This window comes from Actinomyces israelii DSM 43320 (assembly GCF_000711965.1).
Lineage (GTDB): Bacteria > Actinomycetota > Actinomycetes > Actinomycetales > Actinomycetaceae > Actinomyces > Actinomyces israelii.
Genome location: NZ_JONS01000026.1, coordinates 1 through 20,432, shown reverse-complemented (window position 1 = coordinate 20,432; position 20,432 = coordinate 1). Strand labels below are relative to the sequence as shown.

The following is a 20,432-nucleotide window of genomic DNA, read 5'->3' as shown; positions in this document are numbered from 1 at the left end:
GCGAGCGCTGAGGCGGTGCCCCGTTGCGTGAGTCCCCGCTGGCGAGTACATCTGGCCTCCTTCGCCTGTCGCTGGTGCGCGTTGCGGCGCAGCGAGTCTAGATGGCGCCCGCCGGGCTGTGGAGCGGAATACCTGTATAAGTTGTTGTACTTGTGATGGAGTCGGTGTCGTATGACAATGCCGGCTCTCGGCAGATGAGGTGCGAAGACAATCCGGCCCGCTCCGTTGAGGCCGATCGTCTCATTGACCGGCGTCGCCCACCGACCGTGGAGACTACGAGGGCATGGTCCCTGCCCGATGAGTGATTCTGAGGGCCGGGTCGGTCGGGCGGGCGGTGGGCCCCGACGCCAACGGGGTTCGTTCACGTTGCAAAGGTACGTTCACGTTCCGGCGCGCCCCGTACGGGCGCCCGGGCGCCGCACCCCGCCCCCGGCGACCTCCGCCGCCCTCTTCGCCGAGATCGGTAGATCTCCGGCTCGAGACCGGTTCAAGAGGGCTTGCGGACGCCCGCCGCCGGGCCTCCGCCCGACCTCCGGGACGCTTCAAGACAAGACCCCCGGGAGGTCGACACCGACCTGAGGGGCCGCAGCGCCAGGCGGCGCCTCGAACCGATCTCGACGCGGAGTGCGGAGATCGGCCGATCTCGAGCGGCCCGTGTCCGTCACAGGAACACGGGAGCCCTGCCCCGGCGCAGTGGGGCAGCGGGAGCCCTGGGAGCCCTGCCCCGGCACGGAGGGGCGCTCGGGCGCCCGGGTGGGCCCGGGCGCTATCCCCCGCGCCCTGCCCCGGCACGGAGGGGCGCTCGTCCGTGACGGCGCCTCACCGGGGCGCAGGCCCGGCTCGGCGCGGCGGGCCGACCCCATCCCGGAAGAGGAGGTACCGACAGTCAATGAGATGCCATAACATGGCGCTGGGACCCTGTGAGTGCCCGGGGGTGGGGATGAGTCCGGAGTTCGTGTCCGACCGAGGGCATCAGCGGCGCACCGCGGAGGTGAGCAGGCTTGACAACGTGCTGCGCTCGGCGTGGGGATCGCTGCTTGAGCAGGCCGAGGACGACGTCAGGATGTGGACCATCGGCCTGCAGCGGCGGGGCCGGTCGCCCAAGTCGGGCGCAAGGGTCGGGCTCCCCAGCCAGGATGTGTGGTCGGCGTTCCTCGGCGACATCCTCGACTCCCGCGGGCTGGCGACCAGGGCGCGGATGGTCGAGCGCCACTCGGTCGCCGCCGCGGAGGCGGCGCGCATCGGCGAGGCCATCGACTCCCAGCGGGACAGCATCCTCAGCTGCCTGGGCTGGGCGACCGCATTCGTCGGTCTTTACTACGAGGACGAGGAAGCCGCCGATTTCCGCGAGGCCCTGGAGACCGACCGCCGGCTCCCCAGGCAGGAGCTGCGCAGGCGCCTGCTTCCCGAGGTCTGGCGGGCTGTGGCCGACGAGAGGCTCGAGCCGTGGGACAGCGGCATCGACCGGTCCGCACTGCGCGAGTGCCTCATCAATATGCTCGTCCTGGTGGCTGACAAGGCGACGGTCGGCGACGTCATCGAGCTCGTGGGCGACCAGGAGATCCACGACGAGCTCGACGGCGCCCTGTCCCGCTGGGTCGCGCCCCCGGGTCGGGAGGGGGCGGGGAGCGCGGGCGCGGCGGCCGGCGGCCCGCCGGTGCTGGACGCGTTCTGGGCCGTGGCCTGCCAGAACCGGAGCGCTGACGGGGGGATGGAAAGGGCGTGGGACGAGGCCCGGCGACTTATCGAGCCCGACGCCGACGACGACGGCGTGCGCGCCCGCGTCGCGCAGATGGAGGCGGGTCTCGAGCTTCAGGCGGAACAGCTGCTGGTCGATAAGGCCGAGGCCTCGTCCTTGAGCCGACGTGTGCCGTTCGGGCGGATCGGCGCCCCGCGGGCCCGGCGCGACGCCGACCAGGCCGAGTGCGCCGGCAATACCGGCAATGCCGGTATTGCCGGTATTGCCGACGACACGGCGGGAACCGCCGTCCTCGAGCTCGACTTCATGGGGCGGGTCCGGCGCTGCATGCGCGGGGCCGTCAGCCGCAGGGCCCTGAGGGGGACTCTGGCCGACGAGGCGTCGCGGTGCGGCCACTGGTCCGGGCTGGGGGACCGGGCCGATCGGGCCGTTCTCCTCGAGGGCATGATGTCGTCCGCCCTCGTGCCGGGCGACATCGAGAGGCGCAACAATGTCGCCGCGCGCCGCCTGCACGACTACTCGCCCGCCCCGTGCGGCGGGCTGGCCGGCATTCTCTCCTTCCACTGCTGGGAGGCGCTGCCGACAATGAGATACGCGCTGGAGGCCTCGAGCTCGGTCATCTACGACGACGAGGACGAGGACCTCGACGACCCCTGGTCCGCGAGCACCCTCAGCCTCGGCTCGCTCCGGGCCCAGGACCTGGCGCAGCGGATTCCTCCGCGCTTCGCGCGCACCCTGTGGAGCCGACTCCACTACTGGGAGTTCATCAAGCGCGACCGAACCTGGACGTGGAGCACAATGGTCAGCAAGTTCTCCCTGATACTGAAAGACGTCAACAGATGGATCGAGAAGGGCCGCGAGGACGCTGACGAGACCGCCGTCGTGTACGGAGGTGAGCGGTCATGAGCCGTCCGGTCCCGCCCCCGCCGCCTCCGGCCGGGGCTTCTTCTCCGGCCGCGCCGCCGCCGGGCTCGCCCCCGGTCCCGCCACCGCCGTCAGGACCAGTCCCGCCTCCACCGCCCTCGGGGGCGGCCCCGCCATCGCCCCCGGTCCCGCCACCGCCGCCGTCGAGCGCGCCCCCGCCCCCCGGTGCGGCGGACGAGGAGCCGGATAGGGTGATCGTCCGGCGGGACGAGTACGGCGTGCTCATCTGCCCGGACGGGCGCGAGCCGGCCGAGAGCCTCGGGTGCCCGTCGCTGCCGGTGGACGGGGGCTCCGTCTTCTGCGACCTGGGCATGGGCCCCGCCGCCGCCGCGGCCTACATCGGGGCCACGATCGTGACCGGCACCGTCCCCGCCTGGGTGGAGGCCGTCTACGGCCCGTCCGTCGCCTCGGCCGCGGAGCGGACGCTCGCCGGAGACCCCGCCGCCGGGACCGTCCAGACGCTCCGGACCGACTGGCGCCGGCGCCCCACCGCCGCCGCCCGGGCCCTCCACCGCCTGGCGGTGGGAACCTGGATGCGCCGCTACTGGCCCTCCCCGGACGACGGCCGCCCCTGGGCGACCCCCGACCGGACGCTGATCGACCTTGAGACGGCGGCCCTGGCCGCGGCCCCCGAGCTCGCCCCCTGCTTCGCCGACAGCGCCCTGGCCCGCCACCTGCTGCGGCGCTCCCGGAGGGGTCTGCGCGCCGTGTGCCAGGACGTCCTGGAGCGCGGCGCCGGCTCCCGGGTGGCCGACCGGCTGCGCACGGTGCTCTCCGCGGACCTCGCCCTGGCCTGTGAGGAGGCCGAGGAGCACGGCGACGAGGCGCGGCTCGCAGAGCTGGGGGCCCTGGCCGACAGGCTCGACGCCGGCTTCGACGTCGTGCCCGCGCCGCCTGCGGGGCCCCGGGCGCAGGGGCCCGCCGTGCCCGCGCCGTCCGGCCTGGGCGCAGTGTGGACCGAGGCCCCGCGCGGGCCCGCCGGCGGGAGCGGGGTGTGGGACGAGCGGGACACCATCGACTGGGGGAACAACGCCCGCGCCCTCTTCGACACCCGCACCGGCGCCGTGCGCCGCGATGTCTACGAGCGCGACGGCGCTCGCGGGCTCCTCATCGAGGCGCCCCTGGCCCCCGGGCTGCCCCCGGGGCGCCGCGTGCCGCGCTGCACCGCCCGGGTCTGCCTGGAGGGGGTGCGGGCTCCGCTGCTCGTCGCGCTCACCCGGCGCGGGGACCGCATGGTAGGGGAGGCCGCCCTGGAGGGGACGGCGCGCGTCGAGTGCGTCGACGTCGTGAGCGTGCCCCGGCCGGGGCCGCCGCGGCTCGGGGCGCGCCGGGAGGCGATGCGCGCCGAGCAGGAGGTGGCGACCCAGTGGGCCTGGCGGCGCGGGCTCGACGACATCCCGCAGGAGCTGCCCGCCGAGCTCGTGCCGGAGGTCTTCGACGCCGGGCTGCCCTGGCTCGGCGAGCTCGTCACGGCCGAGGACCCGAGGGGGCCGGCGGCTCCGGGGGCTGCGTCTGCCGGGCCCGCCGCCGGAGCCGCGGAGTCCGCTGCCGAGCCCGGGGAGTCCGACGCCGGGGCCGCCTTCGCCGGGCCGCGGGTCCGCCTGGACCGCTTCGTGCTCGCCGCCGCCGAGCACACGACGACGTCGGTCGAGGGGCGCAACCGCGTCGGGGACCTCGAGCTGCACGTGGTCGGCCTCACCGCCTCGCGCGTCGTCGTCACCGTGACCGCGGACCCGAGGATCGCCCGCAACCTGGATGTCGCCATGCTCAGAAGCGCCGCCGACGGCGAGGGCGGCGAGGGCGAGGAGCTGGAGCTCGCCGTCGTCCTCACCCCCGACGCCGGGGGGCTGCTGTCCGGCGGCACGGTCATCTCGGGCCACAACCGCTGGGTCGATGTCACCCTGGGGGCGCCGCGGCCGCTGCGGGACCTCGACGAGGACCTCGCCCCGGTCATCTCCGCCAGCGTGCGGTCGGTCTCCACCCAGGAGGGCCGGCGGGCCTGGATCGACGCGGCCCGCACCCTGCCCAAGGGGCACCGCCTGCGCGCCGCCGTCCGCGAGGGGCTCTCCTGATGGGAGCGCGGCGCACGACGGCGTCGAGGGCGCTGACCGTACTGAGGGCGCTCGCGGCCTGCTGCCTGCTCGCGTCCTGCACGGGCGTGTCGGGCGACCAGGGCGGGTCGGGCGGGCGCGGCGTGTCGGGCGGGCAGAGCACGACGGCGAGCTCCGCGGGGACGACGGTCGATCCCTACGGGCTGCTGAACGCGGAGGTCCCCGCGCTGTGCGACCACTCCGCCGGCGGCCGTCTGATCAACGGCAGCCTGCCCGACGCCGGCGCGCAGGGAGGGCGGGTGAGCCTCCGGAAGGACGTCCTGTCGGCGGTGACCAGCGCGTCGTTGTCGGACGTCCTGGCCATTGGCACGGACCCCTCCGCCGCTATCGCCGCCGCGGTGTCGTGCGAGCAGCAGGAGGGCGCGGCCCGCTCCGAGAGGCATATGTCCTGGCCCGATGCGGTAGTGGTGTAGGACGACGCCTTCAACCTCGTGGCCTGGGTCGACCTGAGCGGCACCGAGGGCGAGCGCGGGCGCATCAACGCCATTGAGATCAGCGGCACCGACATGCAGATCAAATGGACCTACGCGGGCGACGGCGACCAGACGACCAGCAGCGGCACCTACTCCGCGCAGGGGCATGTCGATGTCGCCGAGCACGGTCGGCGCGAGCCCGAGGATGTCAGCTCCACGCGGGGCGAGGATGTCGTGCGGTCCGCGATCTCGGAGGCGAGCGGCCGGTCCGGCGGAGCGAGCGCCCCGCCCCCGCCCGACGGGGTCTCCCCGCAGGCGTGGCAGGCCCTGACCCGCGTCGTCGAGCTGGGGGTCTCCTTCAAGGTCGATAAGCTGGTGTGCGAGGGCGGGCTTTCCCAGGGCAATGCTTACAAGGGCGAGTCGATCGGATCTCTGGGAAAGCCGGTCTCCTGCGTGGTGCCGCTGAGCAACGATGAGGCCATGGTCTTCGGCCTCGACCTCGGTGGATGGAATGACTACCGGATCTCGTCGGCATATGCGTCTGGGGTGGAGTAGTGCGCGAGGAGCATGAGCAGAGACTCATTACCCTGGTCCGCACCAGGGAGCAGCCCTGGCTGGGGGCAATAGCGGGGTGCGTCGCCGCCCAGGACATTGCGCGGCTCGACGCCCTGACCTCGCTCGCCAACCCCGATTACGCGGTGCTGGCGGCGGGCGCCAGGGACGACGGGATTGAGGACGAGTTCTCCGAATTCATTGAGACCCCGGTCGGGCGGGCCGCGCGCGGAGTCACTGCCCTGGCCCGATCGGTGCTGGAGCCCCGCGAGCGCGCCGGCCTGGTCGCAAGGGCGCTGGACGCCTTCGCCGCCAACGGCGTCGTCTCCGCGGTCTCGGCGCCCGGCGCCGAGAAGGCCGCCGAGCCGGGCGCCGAGCCGGGCGCCGAATCGGGCGCCGAGAAGGCCGCCGAGCCGGTCTTCGGGGCGGTGCGGGACCAGGAGCAGAAGCGTTCCCGGACGGGCGACCTCGCCGATCCGCTCCTGGGGGTCCTGCGCGGCTCCGACGCCCCTGCCGCCGGCTTCGCCGAGCTGCTCGTCAGGCTCCTCACAGGCCGCTTCCCCGAACCGGTGGGGAGCCCCGCGCAGGTGTCTGTCCTCCTGCGGACGTACAACAGCTCGACGGGGACGGGGCTCGGGGCGCTGCTCAGGCTGGAGCGCCTGCGCGGGGGCCCGCCGGGCCTTTACGCGGATCCGCGGACCATGGCCTTCATCCAGTGCGACCAGGACTTCGCCGACGCGCTCGATGAGGCGTGGCGGACCAGCCGTCTGGCCGAGACGGGCGCCTGCGTCGTCTGGGGGCTGTACGACGAGGAGGAGACGCTGGACCACGTCAAGGGCGGCTCGCTGGGAGCGGCTCTCGCCGTCGGGCTCGACGACCTGTCGCCGCGCACCCGGATGGGGAGGGTGCTCCGACGCCGCACGCTCAACCCGGCCTGCGCGGTGACGGGTCGCGTGGAGGGCCGGCAGATCCTGCCGGTCCAGGGGTACGAGGGGAAGCTGCGGGCCGCCGCCGACAAGCACTGGAGAGTCGTCGTTCCCGAGGAGTCGCGCGAGGAGATCAACGAGATCCGGTTCCGCCTGTCCGGGAGCCCCGACGTGGTGTTCGCCCGGACCGTGCCCCAGGCCATTCGGGCTGTCCGCAGCAGGGCCAACAAGAAGCTCATGATAACGGTGCTCGTGGTCATCCTGGTGCTGGCCGGAGTCGGAGGCGGCGCCGCGGTGGTCAACACGGTCCGCCAGCGTCAGATCCGCGCCCAGGAGCTGCGCACCTCCGCTGCCGAGCTGGCGACCCGGGCCCATGAGGAGCTCGACTCCGACCCGAGGCTGGCGGCGCTCATGGCCCTGGCCGGTTACAAGATGGACCCGTCCATGAACTCGGTGCGCGCGCTCCGCGAGGTGTCGGAGGAGTACCCCGCCGTCGTCGGCACCGTGGACGCCCATGACGCCCAGGTGACGCGGGTGACCAACGTCGGGGACTTCACCATCAGCGGCGATGCCCATGGGACGGTGTCGCTGTGGAGCAAGGAGCTGAAGCTGGGCTCCCTCGAGCTGGAGGGCGAGGTGAGGGGTCTGACGGGGTCGCTCGACGGGACCCTGGCCGTCGCGGTCGTGGACAATGAGATGGTCTTCATCGGGGTCTCCGACGAGGGCGAGCTCACGGAGCGCAGGCGAGTGCCTGCTCGTGCTGATCATCCGAATATCGTCGTCGCCCCCGACGGCAGCCAGGTGCGAGTGATCGGGCAGGCGGGAAAAATGGGCCTGTACAGCCCCTACGGGTACCCGGAGGGCGATGCGGATCCTCCGAAGCTCGCCGACAAGAGCGGCGAGGAGGTGAGGGTCACGGCGGCCGCCATCTACATGGGCGGGCACATTCCCGGTGAGACGTGCCATGACGACTGCCTTCTTCTGGGGACCGACAAGGGCGGGGTGTACCTCTACGACGTCAAGGCCGGCTCGGCGAGGCTCATTGTCAGCGACCGGGGGTCGGTGACGGCGCTGGCGTGCGATGACACGGTCATCACCGTGGGGACGGATCGCGGCGTGCAGGTGTGGGACCAGGAGACGAGCGCCGCCACCGAGCTGGCGCTCCCGGGCAGTGACTCCGTCGTTCACGACGTCGTGATGACCTGGCGGGGGCAGATCGCCGTCCTGATCGGGGGCGCGCTCACCGCGACGACCGTGCTCTACTACGACATCGACCAGCGGGGGCCCGCGACGCAGACGATCGCGGGCACTGCGGTGGGGGCGGCGGACAATGCCTACGGCGTCGTCGTCGGCACATCCGACGGCAGGCTGGTCACCCTTAACCGCCAGGAGAACCGGACCGCCGCCGTGAGGACACCGGCGACGACGGCGCTCGCCTCCACGCCGGACGGGGAGTTCGTGCAGGTCTTCGACAAGGGCCTGAGAGTTCTCAGCCTGGACGACAGCGCTCCGGGCGGCTACACGATTGCGCAGGAGCTCAGGATTCCCGACGAGTGGGCTGACGACACCTGGACCGTTGACGATATCGATGTGAACAGCGACCTCATTGCCGCCAGCGGCCTGATAACGACGCGCGACCAGGACGGCGAGAAGAGCGCCGGCGTCATCGCCTTCTGGGACCGGGGCTCGGGCGAGGTGGTCTCCACCTACATGGACGGGCTGCCGGATCGCGGAGGCCCCTGGGGGAGGGACATAAAGCGCGTCAGGTTCCTCGGCGACACCGGCCTGGTGGCCGCCTTCGAGTCCCTTTTGGGGCGGCTCGCCGTCTACGACACCGGGAGACAGGGGGGCCTGCTCTCGGAGCGGCGCCTGGGAAATGATGTCGGAGGGCTGGAGTACTCCGAGGTGAACGGCATGGTCTACGCCCTGGTCTGGTCGGACAGGAGCGCCGGGGCGTCGGACTACGAGCACAGGATCGTGGCGCTCGATGCGGCATCGGGGATGACTCAGTGGACGCTGCCCGTCGGGCAGGCCTCCCGGATCTCGGTCAACCGGGTCACGGGGGATCTCGCCGTGCTCGAGGGCTCCGCGATCACCGTCTACTCGGGGCAGGATCACAGTGTTCTCCGCCAGGGCGAGCTGCTCAACCCCGCCGAGGACATCGTGTGGAGCCCGGACGGCACCAGGATCGCGGCCATTGAGGGCGGTGGGAGGATCGACGTCGTCGATGCCGAGACCTTCGACCAGGCCGTGCCCACCATACTCGCGGGGAACGGCCTGGATCTCACGGACATCGCATGGGGGTCGGACTCCCAGAGCCTGGCCGCCAGCACGGTCCCGGGTAATGCGGTCGGTATTCCACCGGACGACTACACCTACATTGTGCGGACTGATGAGACGAACTGGGCCGACAGGATGTGCGCGATCGCGGGGTCGGGCCTGAGCGAGGAGGAGTGGAGGACCTACGTGAAGGGCGTTCTGCCCTACGAGGACCTGTGCCCCGCCTAGGTCTGACTCCGGGGTGGTGGGCTGAGCGCTCCTCACCCGGCCCCCGCCGCCCCCTTTCGCCGAGATCGGTCGTGTTCCGCGCCGAGATCGGTTCAGTTTCGGCTCGAGATCGGTTCGTCGTCCGGGGCCGGTGGCCGGCTGGGTCGTGTTCTTTGCGCGCGGTCGTGTGTCGGCTTGTGGGATCGCGCCTCAGGGGTTGCGGCCGCGCCTTTGACGTACGACCGCACCCCCTGAGATGCGCCCGCCCGGCCCGCGCCCCGTGCGGCTCGAAGTCAATCATCCGGGCCCTGTTGCGGAAGCGCGGGGGCGGGGCGGTGCGGACGGGGCGCTGGGGCCGCTCGCAGGAGAGCCGGCGCCGCCCCGCCCTGAGCGGTCTCCGGTGGATCAGCCGTAGAGCGGGGAGAAGCCGACCACGGTCCATACCCCGTTGATACTCGTGAGGTAGAAGTAGGCGATCGTGTGCCCGTCACCAGAGCCGTCCGGCGCGCCCGGGGTGCTCGGGGTTCCTGAGAGGAAGGAGCAGGTGTAGTCGACCTTCACGTCGGGCTTCGAGTACGGGGGCGGGCCGCTCGCACACTTGCCGGGAGACGGCGACCCGACGGGGAGGGTGTCGGAGCTTTCTGAGAAGTTCTTGCGGCCGCCGATGTAGTCCCAGTGCGAGACGATCAGGACGTCCTGGGAGCCGTTGATGTCCCGGGGCCGGACCACGAGGTTGTAGGTCTCCGGGTTCGCGTACTCGCGGAAGGTCGCCGTGTCGTCCTCCACAATGGCGTTGCCGATCACCGACCAGGCCTCATCGACATCCGCCGTCGACGGGATGGCCGCGGGAGTGCGCGGGCGCGGGGTCCTGGGCGGGGCCGGGCCGGAGGACGAGCCGGCCGTCGCATCGGCCGGCGCCGCCGCGGAGCCGCTGCGATGCGACAGGGCCGCGTACGCCCCGGCCCCGAGAACCAGCACGAGCAGTGCCACCAGCGCGACCAGCGCCATTCTGCGGAGAAGGATCTTGCGCCGCTGCGGATCCGTGCGCCCGAAGATGCTCACGTCTGGCTATGATCTCACGCGCCGGCGGGCAGGCCAACGGAGATCCCGGGGTCTGCGGGTCCGCAGTCGGGGGCTGTGGGGCTGCAGGCCCCGCCCGCGCCTTCAGCGTCCTCCGGCGCCGCGCCCGGCCGCCGTCGGCGCCGAGGAGCAGGGCGGGCGGGCCGGCCCCGGCGTCGTCCCCGGCTCAGGCCTCCAGGGCCCCGGGGCGCCCGCCGTCCGAACGGCTCAGGCTGCGCCTGCTGCGCCACCTGGCGGCCTGGCGCAGGGTGAGTTGGCGCGTGAGGGACATGGCCGCACCCGAGACGACCGCGAAGGCGACGACCTCGCCGAGCCGGTAGTTCAGCACCTGGTCGTCGTCCTGGGGCGCGGGCCGCCCGGTGGCGGCCTTCCAGCCGGCGGCGACAACCTTCTCGGCGACAATGCTGGAGGCCAGCAGGATCAGGGCCGAGGCGGCCGCCCAGGCGAAGTCGTTCTTGCTGTCGGACATTATGGCTCCGTTCTTCGATTCGTGGGCCGACGGCGGCGTGCGCGGCTCCCGGCGTCGAGATAGACATTTTAGGACGAGATAGACGGTGTCACCGCCGACCTCGTACGAAAATGTCTATCTCGACAGTGCGGGGGCGTCGTGAGACTGTGAGGCTCCGCAACCGTCTGGAGGAACCCTTGGCACGACGCAGCAGGAAGCAGAAGACAGGCACCCGGTCCCACAGCGGCGGCACGCCCGCCCGGCTGACCCCCAGGCGCCTGGAGCGGGCGGCGGCCGAAGTCTTCGGCCAGGACTACGCGGTGGCGCCCGACAAGTCGGTCTGGGTGAGCCTCGGCAGCAGCAGGGGCGTGTTCATGGTGGACAACGACTGTCTCAGGCTTGTGGTCCAGTGGGCGCCGCGGGCCCCCTCGGCGCTCGAGGGGGTGATGGGGGTCGTTGTCAACACCTGGAACCGTCGTCTGGGCGTCCCGGCTGCCAGCGTCGTCGTCGATGAGGACGTCCTGCTGCAGCTCAGTGGCGTCCTGAGCGTGCCTCTCGGGAGCGGGGTGACGGACGCGCAGCTCGTCTTCCATCTGCGGGACGCCGTTGACAGCAGCCGCGAGATGTTCGACTACCTGGAGAACGTGCTCCCGGAGAGCAGGTTCGACGAGATCGCGAAGAGAGTGGGCATCGACCTCTACGGCGAGACCAGCCCCGATGCGGTCATCGCCACCGCCAAGCGGTACATGGCGCAGGCCGAGGGGCTCATGTACGCGGACTCCGACAAGGCGGCCGAGCTGATCGGACGCGCGGGTGAGTGCGTGACGCGCGCCGGGCTGGATCCGGAGGAGATCGGCATCGATGCGGGGCTCGCGCGAGTGCTGAACAAGCAGCTCCGCGACCGGGGAACGTCCCGGGAGGAGCTCGCCGGCGAGCTCGAACGTCTTCTGCGCCGGGACAGGGACGGGGCGGCGTTCGAGAACAAGTTGTTGCGGGATTCTCACGAGTCTCGGAACCGGCTCGAGAACAGGCGGACGCGGATGGCGCAGCGCGTGGCGGCCCTCCTGGAGGGGCTCGGCGTGCAGCCGGCTGCCGACCCCGAGGACAACGAGCGCCTCGTCGCCCGGCTCGACGGGAGCACGCTGACGATCAGCACCACGGATCAGCGGCTGGATGTCGTCTGCCGTTTCGACGACCTCACCGTGCCCGCCCCGGACGACGATCAGACCTCCACCGCGCTTGTGGTCGCCAGAGCCTGGAATCAGGGTTTCAATGCCCTGGCCGTACGGGTCACCGGGGCGGGGCCGGCAGATGGCAGGTACAGGGGCGAGCCCGGTGCAGGCCTGGGGACGGGTGCCGATGCTCCGCTCGGGGTCGAGGGCTACGCCTGCTGGCTCGAGCGTCCCGGAATGACCGACCGGCAGCTGACGGCCCTGCTCGAGGCGGTTCTCACCGAGGCGCCGAAGCTGTCCACCTTCTGGAGGGAGAACGTCGCCGACGCCGAGGACGAGCGTGAGTTCCTGAGGCGTCAAGGCTGATTCCGACGCCCCCTCTGCCGAGGTCGGTCGAGACTGTTCGGGCGGGTACGGGGCCGGGCTGCACATGGGAGAGCGGGAACTTTACGGAGTCAATGCGATCTTTCGTTGGAATTCTGCGGTTACGCGAAAGCCGTCAAGATTAGTTGACGGGCTCCCATGTGCGCCGAGGGGGTCTGTGCACATGGGAGAGGCGCGCCGGTGCTTGTTGAGATTCCGTTCCCGCGCGATTCCGCGGTTCTGTTCAGCACGGGTCGCAAACGAATGTGCAACATCCCCGCTCCGGCGCTCGCGGGCACCGGCCGGGCACCGGCCGACTGCTTGCCGCGCCGCCTTTTCCGGCCGAGGCCGGCCTCCTGGAGGTTTCGGAAAGTCTCGGAGAGTCTCGGAGTGCCGATGGAGCTCCGACAGCGGGCGCCCGCCGGGATCGGTCCGGCTCCAGCGTGAGGACTCCAGAATCGACCACCTGGGAACCGATCATCTAGGCTTGCCCCTGCGACAGGGGAGCGCCCCGACGTCGGCCCCGGGGCCCGAGCCGCCCCGCACCGGCGGCAGCGGCGCTGAGAGTGCGGGCGACCGCAGACCCTCGAACCTGCTCCGGTTAGCACCGGCGAAGGAAGTCGAGTCGAATCTCCCCGGGCGCGCGGACACCGGCCCGTCGCGCCCGGGCCCTCCCGGCACCCATCCAGGAGGAACCATGACCACCCATTTCACCAGTGCACTGCCCGACCGCGCATGGTCCCCGCGCCGCGCCTCGCTTCCGCGCCGCACCCGGACATCCCGCCGCACCCTGCTGGCCGGCTCCGCGGCCACCGCCGTCGGCCTGGCGCTCGCGGCCTGCGGCTCCAAGGGCTCCGGCGGCTCGGGCTCGGCCGGCGACACCGTCACCGTCGTCACCCACGACTCCTTCTCCGTGCCCGACGACCTCATCACCGCCTTCAAGGAGGACACCGGCTACACCCTGAAGACGGTCGCCTCCGGGGACGCCGGGGAGCTGACCAACAAGCTCGTCCTGACCAAGGACGCGCCGCTGGGCGACGCCTTCTTCGGCGTGGACAACTCCTTCGCCTCCCGCATCCTGGACGAGGGGGTCCTCGACACCTCCGTCGCCGTCGACCTGCCCGAGGGCGCCGACCAGTACGTCATCGACGGCACCCCGGCGCTGACCCCCATCGACTTCGGCGAGGTCAGCATCAATGTCGACACCGCCTGGTTCGCCGCGCACGGCGCCACCCCGCCCACCGCCTTCGAGGACCTGGCCAAGGCCGAGCACAAGGACCGGTTCGTCGCCATCAACCCCTCGACATCCTCCACCGGCCTGGCCTTCCTGCTGGCGACCGTCGCGCACTTCGGCACGGCGGAGACCGGCGGCTTCGCCGACTACTGGAAGCAGCTCGCCGCCAACGGCATGCGGGTCGACAAGGGCTGGACCGATGCCTACTACACCGACTTCTCCGGCGGCGGGAAGGGCGGCGCCTACCCGATCGTCGTGTCCTACTCCTCCTCGCCCGCCGCGACCCTGACCGAGGACGGCTCGGCCTCGACCACCGCCGCGCTGCCGGCCACGGCCATCCGCCAGGTCGAGTACGCCGGCGTCCTCGCCGGGGCCGCCAACCCCGAGGGCGCCAAGGCCTTCCTGACGTGGATGCTGTCGGCCGACGTCCAGAGCTCCATCCCCGAGAGCATGTACATGTACCCGGTCAGCCCCGACGCCGTGCTGAGCGAGGAGATCAAGAAGTTCGGCGCCGCCTCCGACAAGCCGGTGACCGTCGCCGCCGACGACATCGCCGCCAACCGCGAGGCCTGGCTGGAGACCTGGACGGAGGCCGTCGGCGCGTGAGGGGCCCGCTGGGCGGCTGGCTGGGCAGCCGGTTGAGGAGCCTGCGCGCGCGGCGCACCCGGGAGGCGGCCCGCCCGGACGGGCCGCGCCGTCGGCCGGGACCGATCTCGGCGGCGGCGGCGATGGCCGCGGCGGCGGCGGACACTGCGCCCGCTGCCCCGGCTGCGCCCCCGGCGCGAGGCCCGCGGCCGGGGGCGGGGGAGCGCACCGCCTGGGCCCTCGCCGTCGGACTGCCCCTGGTCTTCCTCGCCGTCTTCTTCGCCTGGCCGGTGGCGGCCCTGGTCGCCCGCGGCCTGGCCCCCGACGGCCGCCTCGACCTGTCCGGCTTCGTCGAGGTCCTGGGCCGGGCGCGCACCTGGCGGATCATCCGCGCCACCCTTATCCAGGCCACCGCCGCCACCGCGGCCTGCGTCGTGCTGGGCGTGCCCGGGGCGGCCGTGCTCTACCGGCGCAGCTTCCCCGGCCGCGACCTGCTGCGCGCCGTCGTCATCGTGCCCTTCGTGCTGCCCGGTGTTGTCGTCGGCGTCGCCTTCCACGCCCTGGTCACCACCGGCGGGCCCCTGGGCGGGGCCGGACTGGACGGGACGACGACGGCGGTCGTGGCCGCCATGGTCTTCTTCAACTACGGCCTGGTGGTGCGCACCGTGGGCACCATGTGGTCACGGCTCGACCCGCGCGCCGTTGAGGCCGCACGGGCGCTGGGGGCCTCGCCGTGGCGGGCCTGGCGCACCGTCACCCTGCCCAGCCTGGCGCCCGCCATCGCCTCGGCCGCCTCGATCACCTTCCTGCTGTGCGCCACCGCCTACGGCGTCGTCCTGGTCCTGGGCGGGACCGGCACGGGCACCATCGAGACCGAGATCTACATCCTGACCGCCCAGTACCTCAAGCTGCGGGACGCGGCGGTCCTGTCGGTCGTCCAGCTGGTCGTCGTCGCCGTCGCCCTGTGGGCGGTCGAGCGGGCGCGCCGCGCCTCCCAGGCGCGCCTGGCCCTGCGCCTGGACGTGCCCGCGCGCCCGCTGCGCGGCGGCGACCTGCCCGCGCTGGCCCTGACGCTGGCGGTCGTGGCCGGCCTGCTCGTCGGGCCGGTCGCCGTCCTGGTCGCGCGCTCCCTGCGGCGCGCGGGGCGGTGGACGACGGCGAACTACACGGACCTGTCGTCCACCGGCGGCCGCAACGCCCTGACGGTCACCGTGTGGGAGGCCGCGGCGAGCTCGCTGCGCACGGCCGCCGTCGCCGCGCTCATCGCCCTGGCCGTGGGCGCGGCCGTGAGCCTGGCCGTCTCGCGCCGCCCCCGCAGCCGGCTGCTGGCCCGCGGGGTGGGGGCGCTCGACGCCGTTTTCATGCTGCCGCTGGGGGTGAGCGCCGTGACGGTCGGGTTCGGCTTCCTCATCACCCTCACCCGCCCGCCGCTGGCGCTGACCCGCAGCTGGTGGATCATCCCGCTGGCGCAGGCCGTCGTCGCCGTCCCCCTGGTGGTGCGCACCCTGCTGCCGGCGCTGCGGGCCATCGACCCGCGCCAGCGCGAGGCCGCCGCGGCGCTCGGCGCGGGGCCGGGCCGGGTGCTGGTCACCGTGGACGGGCCGCACCTGCTGCGCGCCGGGGGCCTGGCGGCGGGCTTCGCCCTGGCCACGAGCCTGGGGGAGTTCGGGGCGACGTCGTTCCTGGCGCGGCCCGAGGCGCCCACCCTGCCGGTGGTCCTCTACCGGCTCATTGGCTCGCCCGGCGACCAGAACCAGGGGATGGGGCTGGCGGCCGGCGTCGTGCTGGCGCTGGGGACCGCCGCGATCATGCTGGTCTGCGAGTGGTTGCAGACCGCTCGTCTGCACCGCGAGTGAAGGGAGAGCCATGAGTGATAGCGGAGACGTGAGGGCCGGGGCCGGCGGGGACGGTGCCGGCGGGGGCGGATCGGCCGGAGTCGGCGGGCCCGGCGCGGCCGCCGGGGCCGGCGGGGGCGGCGGAGACAGCGGGCCCGGCGCGGCCTCCGGCGAGCCGGCGCCGGAGGGCCTGAGCCTGCGCGGCCTGAGGGTGGTCTACCGGGGGGCGCGCGGCGGCGCCCCGGTCACCGCCGTCGACGGCGTCGATCTCGACGTGGCCCGCGGCCAGACCGTCGCCCTGCTGGGGGCCTCGGGGTGCGGGAAGTCCTCGCTGCTGCGCGCCGTCGCCGGCCTGGAGGACCTGGCGGGCGGGACGATCGCGTGGGACGGGCGCGACGTCGTGCGCGTGCCGGTCCACAAGCGCGGCTTCGGCCTCATGTTCCAGGACGGCCAGCTCTTCCCCTTCCGCGATGTGGCCGGCAATGTGGCCTACGGGCTTACCGGCGTGCCGCGCCCGGAGCGGCGGGCCCGCGTCGAGGAGATGCTGGAGCTGGTCGGCATGCCGGGCTACGGGCCGCGCGACGTGACGACCCTGTCGGGCGGGCAGGCGCAGCGCGTGGCGCTGGCGCGGTCGCTGGCGCCGGAGCCGCGGCTGCTGCTGCTCGACGAGCCGCTGAGCGCGCTCGACCGGGCGCTGCGCGAGCAGCTGGTCGTCGACCTGCGGGACATTCTGACCAGGCAGGGCACGACCGCCCTGTACGTCACCCACGACCACGGGGAGGCCCGGGCGGTGGCCGACCGGGTGGGCGTCATGGAGGCCGGGCGCCTGCTGCGCGTTGACGCGCCCGAGGCGCTGTGGGCGGACCCGGGCGGCGAGGCGGTCGCCCGCTTCCTCGGCCTGTAGGCGCTGCGCGCGAGCCGCCGTCTTCCCGCCCTTTTCCCCGTCGCCCCCACCTTCGCCGAGATCGGTTCGGTTCCGCGCCGAGATCGGTTCAGGGCGCGGCGGACGACGGACGTCGGCGGAATAATGCCGGACGTCCCGCTGAGGGGCGAGTGGCGCTTTCCGTGTCGGTCCACGCCAGGTACTCCTCTGGAATCGTCTCGTCAGGCCGGTCCAGGTAGCGGAAGAGGCTGCCGACGTCGACATCCAGCCTGCGGCCCGGGTCCCGCAGCGCCTCCAGCTCCTCGGGGGAGGGGAGGCTGTCGTGGTCGTCTACCCAGAGGCGTTGAGAAGTCGTAGTCCTCGAACTCCCGGAACCCGATCCGCGACAGGAGCTCGCCGAGTCTCGTCCAGTTCTCGGCGCGCTCGCCTTCGATCCTGCAGGTCGAGAACCTGATGGCCTCCCGCAGCTTCAAGATAGACCACCAGGAGGTGACACCCAGTGATCGGGCCGTGGCGCTCGATCTCCTCTCGCAGCCATCCGGGCGCGTACACCAGCACGTCGAACAATTCCTCTCCGGGGGTGCCGCCCCAGGCCGCCTGCGGATTGTCGTTCGTTTTCACGACGGCAAGCGGGGCGGTTCACAGGTAGAACCAGGACTGCTTGTCCGGGTAGTGCTCGTCGGTGATCATATGAAGAAGGGTCCGCCATGCTTGTGCGGCGCTCATGGCGAAGCGCGAGTCGTATTCGGTGCAGTCCTCCATAATGGGGACGCGAACTGATTCGCGCCCTGTACCGAACATCGAGTCGTCTGCCGGGACGAAGATCGCGCTGCGGTTGTCTCCGTCGATCATCTGTATGACCGCGATCTCTCCGGTGCTTCCGGCGGCCAGCAGGCGGCCCGCCTCGCCTCCGGTCTCGACTTCGGCATAGGTGTCCTCGGTTAAGAAGTGCTTTTCGTATCTCGCGATAAAATCCGACAGGCTAATCTTCTGCTCGATTCCATTCCACTTCCTGTTGCGCCCGACATTTCCGGACACATACATAATTCTCAATCCGCTCACACTCCTCCGGCTTAGAGGGTGACGGGGATCATGATGGCGTCGGGGTCCAGCTCAGGGTGGTGTCGCGTTGTCCGGTGGTGTGGAAGGTGGTCAGGGCGCGGTGGGCGGCGTCCTGGGGGACGAACAGCCGGGCGGGGTAGTCCCCCCAGTAGTAGATGAGTGGAAGGCCTCCCAGGGGGCCCTCGTAGCCGTCGCGGGCGGGTGTCGCGTCGGGCATGTAGCCCTGGTCGGGGTCGTGCTTGCTCCAGTTGTGGGTGTGGAAGATCAGGGAGTGATCGCCGTCCAGGACGACGTAGAGGCGGGCCGGGTCGTGTGCTGCTCGCAGGACCACTGGCGTCTTGAGGGTGGCGGCGTCCTCTCCCACCAGGAAGGGCTCGGGAGCGGTCGGCTGCCATGCGTCCTCCTGCCAGCGCCAGCAGCCGTCCAGGTGGCTGTTGTCCGGCGGGCCCAGCAGGGACTTCCGCAGCCCGTACATTCGTATGGCCTTGAAGATGCTGGGGAGGAACATGCCCGCCGGCGGGGACGTCCAGACTGCCACGACCGAAGTTTGCAGGCCGTGGATCGCGGTCGCGAAACCGGGGCAGGTTTTGACAGCCACAGCCACTGGGTAGGCGAGCGCCGCCGGCAGCAGGGCCCTGCGCGAGACGAGCGCCCATACAGCCCCGAAGACGACACCGGGCACCTCGACCACCAGAGTGTCCCCCACCGTCACCCAGTCCGGCAGGAGCGGAATCCCCAGCAGGAAGGCGACGCAGATCGTGTCCCACAGCACACGCCCTCCGATGGAACAACCCCACTCGCTTTCATACCACGATCACCCCTCATTATGACGCAAACCCCACGAATAAGTCCCTTGTTCTGTTTGCGCCACGCCTCCCCGAATTATTTTACATTAAACGGAATTGGTGTTATATGAGGTTCTGCATCACTTCGCTATGTCAGGGTATCCTTTGTGTAGGACTGAGGCAACAAGGTCCGGAGGTGCGTCGTAAACTCGTGTAGGTGGCACATACCCGTGGACGGTGACGTAGTGGAGCACGAGGTTCGGGGCTACCCACGGGTTGCCATCCACGTCTGCGACGATGAGGGAGGCGGAGCCGAGGTAGTATGCCTTGGTGGTCGTTTCGTAAGGAGTGGCCCCGTAGTGGCCGGGCGGTGGGCACATCCTGCAGTGATGAAATCCGCGCATACCCCACACCCGAGCTAGCGCCGCTCTTTCCAGCACCTCAAGATCCCTTGGGCTCGTAGGGCCAGAGAAGTACGAAACCTGGTGGCTGAGCCAGCCAAAGAGGTGGACGCTGGGGACGTTGAACAAGGGCTGCTCCCTGCGGCGCCTCCACTTGAAAAGACGACGACGAGGCCTGGGCCACTCGCGTTCCGGTAGTTCCGCGACGGTCCCGTCAGGAATGTAAGGCATATTTTCCTCCTTAGCCACCGAGCGCTCTTCTGCATGCAGCCCAATCGTACACCCCAACGTCGCCTTTCTCGATCAGATGATGTCGTCGCCGGTGCTCTGATCGCGCTCATAGTATAGTAAATCCCTCCCGGGAGGATAGTGTGAGCTGGTGGTGTTTTCGGCTGTAGAGCATCGGCAGCGGGAGGATATTTATGGCGCTGATCATGGAATCTTCTTGATTCGTATTCTCTTGGTCAGGAAGCTGGCCGGGGTCAGTAAGGCGCCGGTGTCGATACGCAGGTGCTCCCCGGCGGCATGGATGGCGGCGAGGTCGTCCGGGCCCAGGGGGGCGCGCGTCTCGCACAGCTGGGTGCACAGGACGGTCAAGGCGACCTCCCACTCGCCGGCCCCGACCAGCTTCAGCACCGGTGCGAAGTCCCGGTATTCCAGGTCTGGGATCTTGGCAGCCTGGAGCAGAAGGTGGCGGGCCCGCCGCTCGTAAAGCGTGTCCGGAAGAAACATCCGATTACGCGTCACTACTCGTCGGTGGTGCAAGTCGGCAACAATGTCGATCTCCATGTGCTCGGGATAAGCGATGATCCAGTGCAGGGGCGGTGTCCCATTGCGTGGCCAGCGGCCCCAGGAGCCGCCCGTCAACCGCGTGCACTCATTTCGCAGAAAAGCGAACCTGATCATGGTGGGAATGAAGACGTCGGCGGCCTCCTGTGTCCAGCCCTCGGGCAGGAGGATGTTCTGGCACTCCCAGTCGGTCCACACCAGGTACTCCTCCGGAATCGTCTCATCCGGGCGATCGAGGTAGCGGAAGAAGCTGTCAACGTCAACGTCCAGCTGACTCCCCAGATCGCGCAGCGCCTCCAGCTCTCCCCGCGAAGGGAGGCTGTCATGCTTATCGATCGCCTCGCATATCCACTTCAGCGGAATTACGTATTCACCCTCGGAGATGTCATAGAGCAGGCTGCCTACATCCGACGGACTCAATGCCCGGGCGTTATCAACTCGGTCAATAAGACAGTGCATAAGTTCGGCTTCTTCGTCTCTCATGGATTTCATCGGTGACTGCGATTGTCGATTGTTTTAAGACCTGACTCGTGACACTTTGGTGGGGTCTGGGTTTTGAGGTGGGTTTTTCGTTGGTATTCCGTGGTGGTTGTGGGTGTGCTGGCACACTAAGGGGCCGGTAGGGTGGGGGTGGTGAGCCCGTTTCTGCGTAAGGTCAAGACAGCCTCAGGGGCGATGGCGGT

At 71.0% G+C, this 20,432-nt stretch carries 16 protein-coding genes; 10 read left to right on the top strand and 6 right to left on the bottom strand.

Annotated elements, in window-relative coordinates; genetic code table 11:
- Positions 1-991 precede the first annotated feature (991 nt).
- Genes O145_RS09975 through O145_RS09955 form a run of 6 tightly spaced genes read left to right on the top strand, consistent with a single transcriptional unit; the run spans position 992 to position 9,133 of the window.
- Positions 992-2,605: a hypothetical protein gene (locus O145_RS09975; protein WP_156966704.1), complete on the top strand. Its 1,614-nt coding sequence runs from the start codon at positions 992-994 to the stop codon at positions 2,603-2,605.
- Complete coding sequence (locus O145_RS09970) at positions 2,592-2,813, top strand: hypothetical protein (protein ID WP_052374965.1); 222 nt, start codon at positions 2,592-2,594, stop codon at positions 2,811-2,813. The genes O145_RS09975 and O145_RS09970 overlap by 14 nt, the downstream gene beginning before the upstream one ends.
- Before the next feature lies 1 nt (position 2,814).
- Positions 2,815-4,695 carry a hypothetical protein gene (locus O145_RS16555; RefSeq protein ID WP_052374962.1) on the top strand — a complete coding sequence of 627 codons (1,881 nt, stop codon included), beginning with the start codon at positions 2,815-2,817 and terminating at the stop codon, positions 4,693-4,695.
- On the top strand, positions 4,695-5,147 hold the full coding sequence (locus O145_RS09965; protein WP_043562561.1) for a hypothetical protein: 453 nt from the start codon (positions 4,695-4,697) through the stop codon (positions 5,145-5,147). Before O145_RS16555 ends, O145_RS09965 begins: the two co-directional genes overlap by 1 nt.
- Positions 5,148-5,165: 18 nt before the next feature.
- Complete coding sequence (locus O145_RS09960) at positions 5,166-5,702, top strand: hypothetical protein (RefSeq protein ID WP_043562559.1); 537 nt, start codon at positions 5,166-5,168, stop codon at positions 5,700-5,702.
- Positions 5,702-9,133 carry a WD40 repeat domain-containing protein gene (locus O145_RS09955; protein ID WP_043562558.1) on the top strand — a complete coding sequence of 1,144 codons (3,432 nt, stop codon included), beginning with the start codon at positions 5,702-5,704 and terminating at the stop codon, positions 9,131-9,133. Before O145_RS09960 ends, O145_RS09955 begins: the two co-directional genes overlap by 1 nt.
- A gap of 384 nt (positions 9,134-9,517) precedes the next feature.
- On the opposite strand, the gene O145_RS09950 is transcribed toward O145_RS09955, so the two are convergent.
- Together O145_RS09950 and O145_RS09945 are read right to left on the bottom strand one after the other, a co-directional pair.
- Positions 9,518-10,174, bottom strand: coding sequence for a hypothetical protein (locus tag O145_RS09950; protein WP_043562556.1), 657 nt, complete (start codon positions 10,172-10,174; stop codon positions 9,518-9,520).
- A gap of 184 nt (positions 10,175-10,358) precedes the next feature.
- On the bottom strand, positions 10,359-10,661 hold the full coding sequence (locus tag O145_RS09945) for a DUF4235 domain-containing protein (RefSeq protein WP_043562555.1): 303 nt from the start codon (positions 10,659-10,661) through the stop codon (positions 10,359-10,361).
- A 176-nt stretch (positions 10,662-10,837) separates the two neighbouring features.
- Here O145_RS09945 and O145_RS09940 point away from each other — a divergent pair, with 176 nt between their 5' ends.
- From O145_RS09940 to O145_RS09925, 4 genes are all read left to right on the top strand, one after another.
- Positions 10,838-12,178 (top strand): YbjN domain-containing protein, encoded by a 1,341-nt coding sequence (locus tag O145_RS09940; RefSeq protein WP_043562554.1) that lies wholly within the window; start codon positions 10,838-10,840, stop codon positions 12,176-12,178.
- A 694-nt stretch (positions 12,179-12,872) separates the two neighbouring features.
- Entirely contained in the window at positions 12,873-14,015 is a 1,143-nt protein-coding gene (locus O145_RS09935; RefSeq protein ID WP_052374960.1) for a thiamine ABC transporter substrate-binding protein, read from the top strand.
- Positions 14,012-15,850, top strand: coding sequence for an ABC transporter permease (locus tag O145_RS09930; protein WP_043562549.1), 1,839 nt, complete (start codon positions 14,012-14,014; stop codon positions 15,848-15,850). Before O145_RS09935 ends, O145_RS09930 begins: the two co-directional genes overlap by 4 nt.
- Before the next feature lie 10 nt (positions 15,851-15,860).
- Positions 15,861-16,733, top strand: coding sequence for an ABC transporter ATP-binding protein (locus tag O145_RS09925; protein WP_229118491.1), 873 nt, complete (start codon positions 15,861-15,863; stop codon positions 16,731-16,733).
- A gap of 618 nt (positions 16,734-17,351) precedes the next feature.
- On the opposite strand, the gene O145_RS09915 is transcribed toward O145_RS09925, so the two are convergent.
- The 4 genes from O145_RS09915 to O145_RS09905 form a co-directional block, all read right to left on the bottom strand.
- Positions 17,352-17,750 (bottom strand): hypothetical protein, encoded by a 399-nt coding sequence (locus O145_RS09915; RefSeq protein WP_156966703.1) that lies wholly within the window; start codon positions 17,748-17,750, stop codon positions 17,352-17,354.
- Between the two features lie 52 nt (positions 17,751-17,802).
- Positions 17,803-18,546, bottom strand: a complete 744-nt coding sequence (locus O145_RS09910) for an Imm1 family immunity protein (RefSeq protein WP_043562543.1) — start codon at positions 18,544-18,546, stop codon at positions 17,803-17,805.
- Positions 18,547-18,699: 153 nt separating this feature from the next.
- On the bottom strand, positions 18,700-19,191 hold the full coding sequence (locus O145_RS18175) for a DUF7919 family protein (protein ID WP_156966702.1): 492 nt from the start codon (positions 19,189-19,191) through the stop codon (positions 18,700-18,702).
- 201 nt (positions 19,192-19,392) lie between these two features.
- Complete coding sequence (locus O145_RS09905; RefSeq protein ID WP_156966701.1) at positions 19,393-20,232, bottom strand: hypothetical protein; 840 nt, start codon at positions 20,230-20,232, stop codon at positions 19,393-19,395.
- Between the last annotated feature and the right edge of the window lie 200 nt (positions 20,233-20,432).